Annotated in this window: 13 protein-coding genes; 10 read left to right on the top strand and 3 right to left on the bottom strand. The window is 69.6% G+C overall.

The window, feature by feature from the left end; genetic code table 11:
* Positions 1 to 6 precede the first annotated feature (6 nt).
* Positions 7 to 1278, bottom strand: coding sequence for a tyrosine--tRNA ligase (gene tyrS / locus MCBMB27_RS10565; RefSeq protein WP_075380376.1), 1272 nt, complete (start codon positions 1276 to 1278; stop codon positions 7 to 9).
* A 123-nt stretch (positions 1279 to 1401) separates the two neighbouring features.
* On the opposite strand from tyrS, the gene MCBMB27_RS10560 reads away from it, so the two are divergent.
* The 4 genes from MCBMB27_RS10560 to ribB all read left to right on the top strand — a co-directional run bounded on the left by MCBMB27_RS10560 (position 1402) and on the right by ribB (position 5595).
* Positions 1402 to 2535, top strand: a complete 1134-nt coding sequence (locus MCBMB27_RS10560; protein WP_083683468.1) for an anhydro-N-acetylmuramic acid kinase — start codon at positions 1402 to 1404, stop codon at positions 2533 to 2535.
* The gene (locus MCBMB27_RS10555; RefSeq protein WP_075380375.1) at positions 2532 to 3149 is read left to right on the top strand and encodes a DUF3578 domain-containing protein; all 618 of its coding nucleotides are present in this window, start codon (positions 2532 to 2534) and stop codon (positions 3147 to 3149) included. The genes MCBMB27_RS10560 and MCBMB27_RS10555 overlap by 4 nt, the downstream gene beginning before the upstream one ends.
* A 236-nt stretch (positions 3150 to 3385) precedes the next feature.
* Positions 3386 to 4486 (top strand): chorismate synthase, encoded by a 1101-nt coding sequence (gene aroC / locus MCBMB27_RS10550; protein ID WP_075380374.1) that lies wholly within the window; start codon positions 3386 to 3388, stop codon positions 4484 to 4486.
* A 32-nt stretch (positions 4487 to 4518) separates the two neighbouring features.
* The gene (gene ribB, locus MCBMB27_RS10545; protein ID WP_043380842.1) at positions 4519 to 5595 is read left to right on the top strand and encodes a 3,4-dihydroxy-2-butanone-4-phosphate synthase; all 1077 of its coding nucleotides are present in this window, start codon (positions 4519 to 4521) and stop codon (positions 5593 to 5595) included.
* Positions 5596 to 5601: 6 nt separating this feature from the next.
* Here ribB and MCBMB27_RS10540 read toward each other — a convergent pair whose 3' ends face one another.
* Both MCBMB27_RS10540 and MCBMB27_RS10535 read right to left on the bottom strand, forming a co-directional pair.
* Positions 5602 to 6219, bottom strand: coding sequence for a LysE family translocator (locus tag MCBMB27_RS10540; RefSeq protein ID WP_075380373.1), 618 nt, complete (start codon positions 6217 to 6219; stop codon positions 5602 to 5604).
* A gap of 151 nt (positions 6220 to 6370) precedes the next feature.
* A complete protein-coding gene (locus MCBMB27_RS10535) occupies positions 6371 to 7300 on the bottom strand; it encodes a histone deacetylase family protein (protein WP_075380372.1) in 930 nt (309 codons plus the stop codon).
* Positions 7301 to 7492: 192 nt separating this feature from the next.
* On the opposite strand from MCBMB27_RS10535, the gene MCBMB27_RS10530 reads away from it, so the two are divergent.
* The 6 genes from MCBMB27_RS10530 (at position 7493) to MCBMB27_RS10500 (ending at position 12954) form a co-directional block, all read left to right on the top strand.
* Positions 7493 to 8071 (top strand): L,D-transpeptidase, encoded by a 579-nt coding sequence (locus tag MCBMB27_RS10530; RefSeq protein WP_043355629.1) that lies wholly within the window; start codon positions 7493 to 7495, stop codon positions 8069 to 8071.
* 162 nt (positions 8072 to 8233) lie between these two features.
* Complete coding sequence (locus MCBMB27_RS10525; protein ID WP_043355628.1) at positions 8234 to 8674, top strand: hypothetical protein; 441 nt, start codon at positions 8234 to 8236, stop codon at positions 8672 to 8674.
* A 100-nt stretch (positions 8675 to 8774) separates the two neighbouring features.
* A complete protein-coding gene (locus MCBMB27_RS10520; RefSeq protein ID WP_043380765.1) occupies positions 8775 to 10778 on the top strand; it encodes an acetyl-CoA carboxylase biotin carboxylase subunit in 2004 nt (667 codons plus the stop codon).
* A gap of 408 nt (positions 10779 to 11186) precedes the next feature.
* Positions 11187 to 11618, top strand: a complete 432-nt coding sequence (locus tag MCBMB27_RS10510; RefSeq protein WP_053610689.1) for a gamma-glutamylcyclotransferase family protein — start codon at positions 11187 to 11189, stop codon at positions 11616 to 11618.
* 146 nt (positions 11619 to 11764) lie between these two features.
* Positions 11765 to 12613 (top strand): formate/nitrite transporter family protein, encoded by an 849-nt coding sequence (locus MCBMB27_RS10505; RefSeq protein WP_043357000.1) that lies wholly within the window; start codon positions 11765 to 11767, stop codon positions 12611 to 12613.
* A 56-nt stretch (positions 12614 to 12669) separates the two neighbouring features.
* Positions 12670 to 12954, top strand: coding sequence for an acylphosphatase (locus MCBMB27_RS10500; RefSeq protein ID WP_075380371.1), 285 nt, complete (start codon positions 12670 to 12672; stop codon positions 12952 to 12954).
* Positions 12955 to 13023: the final 69 nt, after the last annotated feature.

Here is a 13023-nt window from a genome sequence, read left to right as displayed (position 1 = left end):
GGCGGCTCATTCCGGCCGGAGCAGCACGTGCCGCTTCTTGCCGAAGGACAGCTTGATCACGCCGTCCGGGGTCAGGTCGCCCTGGCCGAGCATCGCCTTCTCATCCGTGACCGGTACATCGTTGACCCGCAGGCCGCCGCCCTTGATCTGCCGGCGGGCCTCGCTGGTGGAGGGCACGAGCTTGGCGACGTCCGGGCCGAAGGCGGTGAGGACCCCGAGGCCGGCCTCCAGGGTGGCCGACGGCACGGTCACGCTCGGCAGGTCGGCGGCCAGCGTTCCTTCCATGAAGGTCTTGCGCGCGGTCTCGGCGGCGGCCTCCGCGACCTCGCGGCCGTGCATCAGCGCGGTGGCCTCGGTGGCCAACACCGTCTTGGCCGCGTTGATCTCGGAGCCGGCGAGCGCGGCGAGACGCGCGATCTCCTCCATCGGCAGCAGGGTGAACAGCTTGAGGAAGCGGGCCACGTCCGCGTCCTCGGTGTTCCGCCAGAACTGCCAGTAATCGTACGGCTTCAGCATCTCCGGGTTGAGCCAGACGGCCCCGGCCGCGGTCTTGCCCATCTTGGCGCCCGAGGATGTCGTCAGCAGCGGGCAGGTCAGGGCGTAGAGCTGCGGCGTGCCCATGCGGCGGCCGAGATCGATGCCGTTGACGATGTTGCCCCATTGATCCGACCCGCCCATCTGCATGACGCAGCCGTAGCGACGGTTCAGTTCGACGAAGTCGTAGGACTGGAGGATCATGTAGTTGAACTCCAGGAACGACAGCTCCTGGTCGCGCTCCAGGCGCAGGCGCACGCTGTCCATCGACAGCATCCGGTTCACCGAGAAATGCCGGCCGATGTCGCGCAGCATCTCGATGTAGTTGAGCTTGGTCAGCCACTCGGCGTTGTCGACCATCACGGCGTCGCCGGCCCCTTCGCCGAAGCGGAGGAACCGGTCGAAGGTCTTGCGGATCTCGGCCTTGTTGGCGTCGATCTGCTCGACGGTGAGGATCTTGCGGGTCTCGTCGCGGCCCGACGGGTCGCCGACCCGGGTGGTGCCGCCGCCCATCAGGGCGATCGGCCGCCCCCCCGTGGCCTGCAGCCAGTGCAGCATCATGATCGACAGCAGGTGCCCGACATGCAGCGAGGGCGCCGTGCAATCGTAGCCGACATAGGTGGTCAGCCGCCCTTCCAGGGCCGCGGCGTCGATGCCGGCCAGGTCCGAGGTCTGGTGGATATAGCCGCGCTCGGTCAGGATCCGCAGGAAGTCGGATTTCGGCGCGAAGCTCTCGGCGGTCATGGCTGCCATCTCGGGTCGCGCGCTGGCGCGACAGGCCGAGGCCCCGCATGCTAGCTCGCGCTGGGTTCAGGATACGGCGCGCTCTTAGCAGGGCGTTGGCCGAAAGGCACGGGGCAGGGCGGCATGGCGATGATGCGCGCGATCGGACTGATGAGCGGCACCTCGCTGGACGGCGTCGACATCGCGCTGATCGAGACCGACGGCGAGCGGGTCCACGTGGTCAAGGGCCACAACAACTTCCTGGAGCCGCTGGGCCCCACCGGCTACCGCGGCTATGCCGACGACGAGAAGGCGCTCCTGCGCGCGGCCACCAAGGATGCCGAATCCGTGCTCCATCCCGGCGACCGGCCCGGGCGGCTGCCGGAGGCGGAAGCGTTCGTCACCCTGGCCCATGCCGAGGCCGTGGAGCGCTTCCTGGAGGAGCACGGCCTGGCAGCGTCCGAGATCGACGTGATCGGTTTCCACGGCCAGACGGTGATCCACCGGCCGGACCAGCGCATCTCGATCCAGATCGGCGACGGGCAGGCGCTGGCGACCCGACTCGGCATCCCGGTCGTCTCGGACCTGCGCCGGGCCGATATCGAGGCGGGCGGGCAGGGGGCGCCCCTGGTGCCGGTCTTCCACAAGGCGCTCGCCGAGGCCTCGGGCTTCGACGGGCCGTTCGGCATCCTCAACATCGGCGGCGTCGCCAACGCGACGCTGATCGACTCGAAGGGCGGCGTCATCGCCTTCGACACCGGTCCCGGCAATGCGCTGATCGACGAATGGATGCAGGAGCGCGAGGGCAAGAACCTCGACGATGGCGGCCGCACCGCGGCCCGGGGCCGTCCCGACGAGCAGCTGCTGGCCTGGCTGCTGACGCACCCGTTCTTCTTCCGCAAGCCGCCGAAGTCGCTCGACCGGAACTGGTTCTCCCACAAGCTCGCCGGCCAGCTCTCCACCGAGGACGGCGCCGCCACCCTGACGGCCTTCACGGCGCGCGCGGTGGCCCGCGCCCTCGACCACGCCCCCGAGATCCCGACCCGCTGGATCGTGGCCGGCGGCGGCGCGCGCAACGGCGAGCTGGTGCGGCTCCTCAACTATCATCTGCGCGCGGAGATCACGACCGCGGACGCCATCGGCTGGTCCTCGGCCTACCTGGAGGCGCAGGCCTTCGCGTATCTGGCGGTGCGTTCGCTCAAGGGCCTGCCGATCACCTTGCCGTCGACCACCGGGGTGCGCGAGGCGATCACCGGTGGGGTCCTGACGCGGCCGTGAGTCTCGGCCACGCGCTCCGGCGGATCATCGAGGAATACCCGCTCGCCCGGCTCGACCCGCCGGCCGGCCATCCGCTGGCCTCCGTCATCCGCAAGGGCGCGCCGGAGGAGCTGCGCGCCGCACTGGCGCCGATCGACGGGCCGTTCCTGGTCAAGGGCAGTCCCGGGCGCGGAAGCCATTGGGCCGCGATCCCCTGGCTCGCCGTGTTCGACCCCGCCATCACCACCAGCGCCACGCGGGGCTACTACCTCGTCTACCTGTTCCCGGCCCATCGCGAGGCGGTGCACCTGTCGCTGGCGCAGGGAACGGTGGCGGCGATCCGGAACCACGGTCCGGCGGCAGCCGGCGCCCATCTCCGTGCCAGCGGCGCTGCGCTCAAGGCGCGGATCTCGGACTTCGCCGACGCGCTGCCGAACGCGACGATCGCCCTCGGCAGCGCGGGCGAATTGCCGGAAGGCTACGAGGCCGCCCACATCCTCGGCCTCACCTACGACCTTCCCGATCTCGGCGACGAGCGCCGGCTGCACCGGGATCTCGCCGTGGCGGTCGCGGCGTATCGGGCGCTGAAGGCGCGGGGCGGGCTCGACCTGCCCCGTTCGGATGGGACGGCATGAGATCGCAGGCCGCCGCGAGGGCCGTCCTGACGCAGCGACGCAATCCGGGAGCGCCGCTGTTCCGCTGCCCGGGATCGCTGCGCTGCGCCCGCAGGGACGGGGATACCGAGCGAGCGAACGCATCCGCCAAGCCCTCCGCCAAGCCCTCCGCCAAGCCCTCTACCCAGCCCTCCGCCCGGCCCCTTGCAGGCACCGCGTTTGTGCCCCCGGCGCTCCCGCGCTAAGGCAACGGCGCCATGTCGCACAACACCTTCGGCCACCTGTTCCGCGTCACGACCTTCGGCGAGAGCCACGGGATCGCACTCGGCTGCGTCGTCGACGGCTGCCCGCCGGGCCTGCCCCTGGAGGCCGAGGAGATCCAGGCCGAGCTGGATCGCCGGAAGCCCGGCCAGTCGCGGTTCACGACGCAGCGCCGCGAGCCCGATCAGGTGAAGATCCTGTCCGGCGTGTTCGCGGACGACCGCACCGGCGGCCGCCAGCTCACCACCGGCACGCCGATCGCGCTGATGATCGAGAACACGGACCAGCGCTCGAAGGACTATTCGGAGATCCGCGACAGCTTCCGCCCCGGCCATGCCGATTACACCTACGACGTGAAGTACGGCATTCGCGACTATCGCGGCGGCGGCCGGTCCTCAGCGCGCGAGACCGCCGCCCGGGTCGCGGCCGGCGCCGTGGCGCGCAAGGTCATCCCGGGCGTGACCATCCGGGCAGCCCTGGTGCAGATGGGACCGCACGCCATCGACCGGTCCCGTTGGGACTGGTCCTCGGTCGGCGACAACCCGTTCTTCTGCCCCGATGCCGAGACGGCCGCTTTCTACGAGACCTACCTCGACGAGATCCGGAAGGACGGCTCGTCGGTCGGCGCCGTCATCGAGGTCGTGGCCGAGGGCGTGCCGCCTGGCCTCGGCGCGCCAGTCTACGGCAAGCTCGACGCCGATCTCGCCGCGGCGATGATGTCGATCAACGCCGTGAAGGGCGTCGAGATCGGCGACGGGTTCGCGTCGGCGGCCCTGCGGGGCGAAGACAATGCCGACGAGATGCGCGCCGGCAACGGCGATCGGCCGCGTTTCCTCGCGAACCATGCCGGCGGCATCCTCGGCGGCATCTCCAACGGCGAGCCGGTCGTGGTGCGCTTCGCCGTGAAGCCAACCTCCTCGATCCTGACGCCCCGCCGTTCGGTCAGCCGCGACGGCAGCGAGGTCGATCTCGTCACCAAGGGCCGGCACGATCCCTGTGTCGGCATCCGCGCCGTGCCGGTTGCGGAGGCTATGATGGCCTGCGTGCTGGCGGATCACTATCTGCGCCATCGCGGACAGGTCGGATCGCAGCCCTGATCCGGGTCCGTCCCAACGATTCGAGAATGCCCGTGCCCCACTGCTCCGTCACAGAGGCCATCGCGGCCTTCGCCCGCGGCGAGATCGTGGTCGTCACCGACGATGACGATCGCGAGAACGAGGGCGACCTCGTCGTCGCCGCCTCGCTCTGCACGCCGGAGAAAATGGCGTTCATCATCCGCAACACCTGCGGCATCGTCTGCGCGCCGATCACGCAGAGCGAGGCGCGGCGGCTGCACCTCGCTCCCATGGTGGCGTCGAACGACGCGCCGCTGGGTACGGCCTTCACCGTCACGGTCGACGTCAAGCACGGCCTGACCACGGGGATCTCGGCCGAGCAGCGCTGCAACACGGTGCGGGCGCTGGCCAACGGCAACATGGGCGCGGGCGACTTCGTACGGCCCGGCCACGTCTTCCCGCTCATCGCCCGGGACGGCGGCGTGCTCATGCGCTCGGGCCATACCGAGGCCGCGGTCGACCTGTGCCGCCTCGCCGAGCTGCCGCCCGTGGGTGTGATCTGCGAGCTCGCCAACGACGACGGCACCGTGATGAAGGGGCCGCAGATCGAGGCCTTCGCCGAGACGCACGGCCTCAAGCAGGTCTCGGTGGCCGATCTCATCGCCTACCGGCAGGCGCGCGACCGGCTGGTGGAGCGGGTCGGCCACTTCACGGTCCGCTCGAACCACGGCGACGTGAACGCCTACGTGTTCTCGACGCCCTTCGAATCGATCCAGCAATTCGCCTTCGTGATGGGCGACATCGGCGACGGCCGGGACGTGCTGGTGCGCCTGCACCGCTCCAACGTCGCCGCCGACGTGATCGGCGGGGGAAAGCAGATCGACGCCGTGCTGAAGCGCTTCGCGGCCGCCGGGCGCGGCGTGCTGGTCTATCTCCGGGACGGGACTGCGGGCGTGCCGGTGAAGACCGTCACCGACGAGGGCACGGAGGCCCTGCGGGCGCGGCAATGGCGCGAGATCGGGCTCGGCGCCCAGATTTTGCGCGATCTCGGCGTGGTCTCGATCCGCAACCTCGCGACCTCGTCGCGCTCCTATGTCGGCCTTTCGGGCTTCGGCATCGAGCTCTTGGGCGACGAGCCCCTGGAGGGCTGACCCTCTTCAGGCGCGGCGCAGGACGGTCCAGACAGCGGCGCCGGCCATGATGGCGGCGGCGCTCCGGTTCGGCCGCACGCGGATGGCGGGCCGTCGCAGGGTCTCGCGCGCCCGGGCCGCCAGCGCCGCGTAGGGCGTCATCACGGCCAGCAGGATCGCGGCCGTGAGCAGGATGAGGGGGACGACATCGGCCGCCGTCACGCGCCGCAGATCGACGAGCGTGGGCAGGATCGCGAGATAGAAGACGATTGTCTTCGGATTGCCCAGGGTGATGGTCAGCCCGGCGACGAAGCTGGTCAGCGGCCGGTCGCGGGCTTCGCCCGCGATCCGGACAGCCGTTCCGGCGGCGCGCCAGAGCCGGAACGCCAGGTAGGCGAGATAGAGCGCCGCGCCGTAGCGGATGACGGCGAAGACCGCGCCGAACGCCTCCGCGATCAGCGACAGGCCGAAGATCGCGGCGGCGAGATAGGTCAGATCGCCCAGGATCAGACCGGCCGAGAAGGCCATCGCGGCGCCGAAGCCCGAGCTGAGGGCCCGCGCGACAAGCGCGACGACGCCGGGTCCCGGCACAGCGGCGGCAACGCCCAGGGCCAGCGCATAGGTTAGGAAGCCCGTGAGCGTCATCGGCCGAAACCCGGACGGGCTGCGCCGGTGCGGTCGACGCGCTGGCGCGCAAGCGACGGCATCCGGCTCAGCGGCAGCATGGCGGCGGTCTCCCCGAAGCGCAGATTACGGCGCGCGCGGGAGCGGGTGCAATCGGGATGCAGCGCCCCCGTCAGCGCCCCATCAACGCGTCGACATGGGCGGCCACCGATTTGCCGAGCCCCTCGAGACTGTAGCCGCCTTCCAGGATCGAGACGATCCGCCCGCCGGCGCAGCGGTCCGCGACGTCCATGAGCCGGCGGGTCGCCCAGCCGAAATCCTCCGCTTCGAGGCGCAGATTGGCCAACGGATCGAGCCGATGGGCGTCGAAGCCGGCGGAGATCACGATCACGTCCGGCCGGAACCTTTCCAGGCGCGGGAGGATGCCGGTTTCGAAGGCTTCGCGAAACACCTCGCCGTCGTCGTTGGGCCGCAGCGGCACGTTGACGATCGTGTCCTTCTCGCCGCGCTCGGACGATGCCCCGGTCCCCGGGTAGAGCGGCATCTGGTGGGTGGAGCAGTAGAGCACCGTGGCGTCGTCCCAGAAGATGTCCTGGCTGCCGTTGCCGTGATGGACGTCCCAATCCACCAGGGCCACCCGCTCGGCCCCGTGTTTCTGGCGGGCGTGGCGGGCCGCGATGGCGGCATGGTTGAACAGGCAGAAGCCCATCGACCGGGTCCGCTCGGCATGGTGGCCCGGCGGGCGCATGGCCACGAAGGCGTTGCGGCACCCGCCGCCGACGACGGCATCGACGGCGTGCATTCCGCCGCCCACCGCCCGCAGCGTCGCCTCCAGGCTCCCCGCCGACAGGATCGTGTCGGAATCGATGCCGACCATGCCGTGCTCGGGCACCGCCGCCACCAGCGCGTCCACGTAGGCGCGCGGATGGGCGAGCGTCACCGCCTCGATCTCAGCCTTGGGTGCAGAGGCCCGCACGAGGCCGGCGAAGCGCTCATCCTCCAGGGCCCGCTCCACGGCGCGCATCCGGGCCGGCCGTTCCGGATGTCCCTCCGGGACCTCGTGATCGAAGCTGGCGGGATGGCTCACGTAGAGGGTGGTCACGAGGGTCGCTCCCGGATGCTCTCCTGTCGCGCACCTGCAACAGGAGCCGGCAATGTGCCACGGGCCCAACGCGCGGACTACGGCGGGGTGCCGTTGCCCCCTTATGGTTGCGCGATTCTTCCGTGGGACGGACCCGGATCATCAATCCATCGAGGCTCCGTCCACGGCCCCGAGGATCTTCGGGGCAGGACCATGCGCATCACATCGGTCATCGGCTGCGCGCTGTTGCTGGCGGGCTGCACCTTCAAGAGCGTGCCCGATCCGGCCCTTTCGGCCCGCGATGCCGAATTCATGGCCCTCGTCCCGGATGCCGAGTTCGATCCGCACTTCGCCCGCTATGAGGTCGCCGATCCGACCCGGGAATCGCCCGGCACGATCGTGGTCGAGACGAAGGAACGGCAGCTCTACCTCGTGTTGCCGGGCGGCAAGGCGATCCGCTACGGCGTGTCGGTGGGCGACGAGGCCTATGGCTGGACCGGCACCGCCCGAATCGACCGCAAGGCGGAATGGCCGGCCTGGAATCCCCCGGCCGAGATGATCAAGCGCTGGCCGCACGTCCACGCCATGCAGGGCGGCCCGATGAATCCCCTTGGCGCCCGCGCCCTGTACCTGTCGGATCACGGCCGGGACACGCTCTACCGGATCCACGGCACCAACGAGCCCGAGAAGATCGGGCAGGCGGTCTCCTCCGGGTGCATCCGGATGCGCAACATCGACGTGGTCGACCTCTACAACCGGGTCCCCGTCGGGGCCTCGGTCATCGTCCGGTAACGCAACCGGTCAACGTCCCAATAAGCCTGCTTGCTCGGGGGGTGTTTACCTGAACTTCCGTTCAGATCTCGCCATTAACCTCTGGAAGGGAAGCGGTCCCGTAAGTTGAAGACACACAGGGACTAGCACCGGCCGCAGCAAAGGTCGGAGGAGCAGGCGATCATGACCACCATCTCCGTTCAACAGTTCTGCAACCATGCTGTTTCGACCGGCACGATCAGCGACGAGGACCTGCTGGTCCTGAAGCGCGAGGTTCTTCCGGAAGGCCTCATGAACCGCGAGGACGCCGACCTGCTGATCGCCCTCGAGCGGGCCGTGATCGGCTCCGACGCCTTCGCCGACTTCCTGGTGGCCTCGGTCGTCGACTTCGCCGTGTGGGGCTCGCGCCCGACGGGCTACATCGACCGCGACGTCGCCGCCTGGCTGGCCGCCTCGCTCAGCGGCCGCGACGGCCCGAGCGCGGTGGGCGCCCGGATCGCCATGGAAGTCGTCCGTGAGGCGCAGAGCAGCGCAGAATCGCTGGTGGCCTTCGCCCTCGAAGCCAACCGCCGCGCCCGGGACACGGTTTCGGCCCCGCGGATGACCTTTGCCCTGGCGGCGTGAGCCTCGGAGCAACGCACAGCTTCCGTCCGCGGCGCAACTGATCTATCGGGACAGTCAAGCCGGTGCGCAATCCGGCGATCTCGAAAGCAGTGCGCCAGCGATGTTCGAAAAGATCCTGATTGCCAACCGGGGCGAGATCGCCTGTCGCGTGATCAAGACCGCCCGGAGGATGGGCATCAAGACCGTAGCGGTCTACTCGGATGCCGATCGCGACGCCGTGCACGTCGCCATGGCGGACGAGGCGGTCCATATCGGCCCCGCTGCCGCATCCGAATCCTATCTCGTGATCGAGAAGATCGTCGAGGCCTGCAAGAAGACCGGCGCCCAGGCGGTCCATCCCGGCTACGGCTTCCTGTCCGAGCGCGAGGCCTTCCCGAAGGCGCTCGAAGCCGCCGGCATCGTGTTCATCGGCCCCAACCCGGGGGCCATCGCCGCCATGGGCGACAAGATCGAGTCGAAGAAGGCGGCGGCCGCCGCCGAGGTCTCGACCGTTCCGGGCTTCCTCGGCGTGATCGAATCACCCGAGCACGCCAAGACGATCGCCGACGAGATCGGCTACCCGGTGATGATCAAGGCCTCCGCGGGCGGCGGCGGCAAGGGCATGCGCATCGCCTATTCGGGCGACGAGGTGGCAGAGGGCTTCGCCCGCGCCAAGTCGGAGGCGGCCTCCTCCTTCGGCGACGACCGCGTCTTCATCGAGAAGTTCATCACCGACCCGCGCCACATCGAGATCCAGCTGATCGGCGACAAGCACGGCAACGTCGTCTATCTCGGCGAGCGCGAGTGCTCGATCCAGCGCCGTAACCAGAAGGTGATCGAGGAGGCGCCGTCGCCGCTCCTCGACAAGAAGACCCGCCGCAAGATGGGCGAGCAGGCGGTCGCGCTGGCCAAGGCGGTGAACTACGATTCGGCCGGAACGGTCGAGTTCGTCGCCGGGCAGGACAAGTCCTTCTACTTCCTAGAGATGAACACCCGTCTGCAGGTCGAGCATCCGGTCACCGAGATGATCACCGGCCTCGACCTCGTCGAGCTGATGATCCGGGTCGCGGCCGGCGAGAAGCTGCCGATCACCCAGGACGACGTGAAGCTGAACGGCTGGGCGGTCGAGAGCCGCGTCTATGCCGAGGACCCGACCCGCAACTTCCTCCCCTCGATCGGCCGGCTGACCACCTACCGTCCGCCGGAGGAGGGCCGGCAGGGCACGGCGATCGTGCGCAACGATACCGGCGTGGAGGAGGGCGGCGAGATCGCCATCCACTACGATCCGATGATCGCGAAGCTGGTCACCTGGGCGCCGACGCGCGCCGAGGCGATCGCCGCGCAGGGTGAGGCCCTCGACGCCTTCGCCATCGACGGCATCCGCCACAACATCCCGTTCCTCTCGGCGCTGATGGCCCATCCGCGCTGGCAGGAGGGGCGGCTGTCCACAGGCTTCATCGCCGAGGAATTTCCCGAAGGCTTCACGGCGCCGGAGCCGGCCGGGCCGGTGGCCATCCGCATGATGGCCGCCGCGGCGGCGATCGACCACAAGCTCAACCAGCGCAAGCGCGGCATCTCCGGACAGATGCGCGCCCCGGGCCTCTTCGCCTTCGAGCGCGAGCGCGTGGTGATCCTGGCCGGCCAATCCTATCCCGTGACCGTCGAGCCGGAGGGCGAGGACATCCTCGTGACCCGGGACGACGGCACGGCGCTCACGGTGGCGAGCGCGTGGCGCCCGGGCGAGCCGGTCTGGATCGGCACGATCGGCTCCGAGCGCGTGGCGATCCAGGTGCGCAGCCTGCTCAACGGCGTGTTCCTGCAGCATGCGGGCGCGGCCGCCGAGGGCCGGGTCTATACCCGCCGCGAGGCGGAGCTCGCCGCCCTGATGCCGGTGAAGGAGCAGGCGGGCTCGGGCAAGCAGGTGCTCTGCCCGATGCCCGGACTCGTGAAGCAGATCCTGGTCACCGAGGGCCAGGAGGTAAAGAACGGTGAGCCGATTGCGGTCGTCGAGGCGATGAAGATGGAGAACATGCTCCGCGCCGAGCGCGACGCCACGGTGGCGAAGATCCACGCCAAGGAGGGCGACAGCCTCGCCGTCGACGCGGTGATCCTGGAATTCGCCTGATCGCGGCAGGCGCGTCGCATCCGCCGTCGCGACGGCGGTTCACGACGCGCAGACCAAGCTCCTGGCGACGGCGCTGAACAACGTCGCCGGTGCTTCGCGGTGATCGGCTGCGTCACGCCGATCACCGCCATGAACTTCGGGATCGCCAATGCGCCCGTCCTGCGGCCGGCGACCGCTTTCTTCGCGGCGATCTGGCCTTGCGCGGCGATGGGCTTACATTGGATCGGGAGGCGCGTGCTGCGGCGCATCAGACCATGAGTTCGGGGGAGATCTTCGTGACATTCGTGATCCCCGCCTTCACGCTGGCACTCGCCTATGCGGCCATGCGGGCGAACGAGTGGTCGGTCCAGCGCGACGAGCGCAAGCCCGGACGGTAATTCGGGCGCTCGGCCGACCAAGCGCGGCCACATGCCCCTCTATTTCGCCTACGGCGCCAACATGGATGCCGCCGCGATGGCGCTCCGCTGCCCGGTTTCGCGGCTGATCGGCGGCGGGCACCTGCCGAATTACCGCTTCATCATCATGCGTGAGGGCTACGCCTCCGTCGTGCCCGATGCCCGACGCACCGTCTGGGGCGTCCTGTGGGAATTGGCTGTCGACGACATCCCGGCGCTCGACCGCTACGAGGGCGTCGCCGGGGGGCTCTACACGAAGGCGGCGCTCCCGGTCCGCACGGGAGAGGGCGTCAAGCGCGCTCTGATCTATCGCGGATGCTCGACCGCGCCTGGCCGCCCGCGGCCCGGATATCTGGACGCCGTCGTCGCGGCGGCGCGCGCGGCGCAGCTGCCGCCGGCCTATCTCCGGGAACTCAGCAGTTGGGCCCGCGGCCTTCCCGCCTGAGCGCCGCGCACTTGGTACGCGACATGCTTGCCCACGATCGAGCTGGAGGGCGAACGGCAGCACCACGCCTGGCCAGCCATCCATGATTGCGCAGCGCGCCCGTCGGCCAACGATGATTGGCGTGCGCCTGCGAGGGAGAGTTGTACATGTCGTATTTGGCGCCCGCCGATTTCGTGAAGAAGGCCGTCGATGCCGGTGAGGCAAAGGTCTTCATGGCGACCAAGGATACCTTCATCCGGGCCTACATGGCCGGCGCGATCCTGGCGCTCGCCGCCGCCTTTGCGGTGACAGTCAACCAGGCGACCGGTCAGCCTCTGGTCGCGGCGCTGCTGTTCCCGGTCGGCTTCTCGATGCTGTACCTGCTCGGCTACGACCTGTTCACCGGCGTCTGCGTGCTGACCCCGCTCGCCCTGATCGACAAGCGGCCGGGCGTCACCGTCGCCGGCGTCGCCCGCAACTGGGTGCTGGTCTTCTTCGGCAACTTCGCGGGCGCGCTCACCACCGCGGTGTTGATGTCGATCGTCTTCACCTTCGGCTTCGCCACCGAGCCGAACGCCGTGGGCAAGCTCATCGCCGGCATCGGCGAGGCGCGCACCCTCGGCTACGAGAAGTACGGCGCCGCCGGGATGCTGACCCTCTTCGTCCGCGCCATGCTGTGCAACTGGATGGTCTCCACCGGCGTCATCGGCGCCATGCTGTCGACCTCGGTGCCCGGCAAGGTCATCGCGATGTGGATGCCCATCACGGTGTTCTTCTTCATGACCTTCGAGCACTCGGTGGTGAACATGTTCCTGTTCCCGTCGGCGATCCTCATGGGCGGCCACCTGACGGTGATGGACTACCTGCTCTGGAACGAGATCCCGACGCTGATCGGAAACATCGTGGGCGGCATCGCCTTCACGGGCCTGATGCTCTACTCCACCCATGTCCGCACCGGTGCGACGCGGAGCCCGGCCCTGGGTGCCGGCGTCCGTCGCCCGATCGCGGCCGAGTAAGGCCATCCCGGCCCGCGTCGCCAGGCGCGGGCCCAGTCAGACGAAGCGGCACCCGCATGAGCGAGACCCGGACGATTTCAGTCATCGTCACGGGTCGCGTCCAGGGCGTCTCCTACCGGGCCTGGACGCAGGCGGAAGCCCGCGCCCGGGGCCTCTCGGGCTCCGTGCGCAACCGCGACGACGGCACGGTCGAGGCGGTGTTCAGCGGCTCACCGGAGGCCGTGGCGGCGATGGAGGCCCTGTGCCGGTCGGGTCCCGCCGGTGCGCGCGTGACCGACGTGGCCGTGCGTGCCGGCGGCGACGTGCCGCCCGGCGGCGGATTCCGGATCCTGCGCGACTGACCTCGGCGGCGCGGGTTCAGTACGCGCCCGCGGGCTGATATGCGGGATCGCCCCCTCGCGAATCCGCCA

Origin of the sequence: Methylobacterium phyllosphaerae (assembly GCF_001936175.1) — a bacterium.
GTDB lineage: Bacteria > Pseudomonadota > Alphaproteobacteria > Rhizobiales > Beijerinckiaceae > Methylobacterium > Methylobacterium fujisawaense.
The sequence above is the reverse complement of the archived record's forward strand: the minus strand, read 5'-3'. Positions and strand labels throughout refer to the sequence as shown.

Excerpts from the sequence above, each read along its gene's own strand:
- tyrS (WP_075380376.1), bottom strand. The coding sequence starts at position 1,278 with ATGACCGCCGAGAGCTTCGCGCCGAAATCCGACTTCCTGCGGATCCTG.
- MCBMB27_RS10560 (WP_083683468.1), top strand. The coding sequence starts at position 1,402 with ATGGCGATGATGCGCGCGATCGGACTGATGAGCGGCACCTCGCTGGAC.
- aroC (WP_075380374.1), top strand. The coding sequence starts at position 3,386 with ATGTCGCACAACACCTTCGGCCACCTGTTCCGCGTCACGACCTTCGGC.
- MCBMB27_RS10540 (WP_075380373.1), bottom strand. The coding sequence starts at position 6,219 with ATGACGCTCACGGGCTTCCTAACCTATGCGCTGGCCCTGGGCGTTGCC.
- MCBMB27_RS10530 (WP_043355629.1), top strand. The coding sequence starts at position 7,493 with ATGCGCATCACATCGGTCATCGGCTGCGCGCTGTTGCTGGCGGGCTGC.
- MCBMB27_RS10525 (WP_043355628.1), top strand. The coding sequence starts at position 8,234 with ATGACCACCATCTCCGTTCAACAGTTCTGCAACCATGCTGTTTCGACC.
- MCBMB27_RS10520 (WP_043380765.1), top strand. The coding sequence starts at position 8,775 with ATGTTCGAAAAGATCCTGATTGCCAACCGGGGCGAGATCGCCTGTCGC.
- MCBMB27_RS10510 (WP_053610689.1), top strand. The coding sequence starts at position 11,187 with ATGCCCCTCTATTTCGCCTACGGCGCCAACATGGATGCCGCCGCGATG.
- MCBMB27_RS10505 (WP_043357000.1), top strand. The coding sequence starts at position 11,765 with ATGTCGTATTTGGCGCCCGCCGATTTCGTGAAGAAGGCCGTCGATGCC.
- MCBMB27_RS10500 (WP_075380371.1), top strand. The coding sequence starts at position 12,670 with ATGAGCGAGACCCGGACGATTTCAGTCATCGTCACGGGTCGCGTCCAG.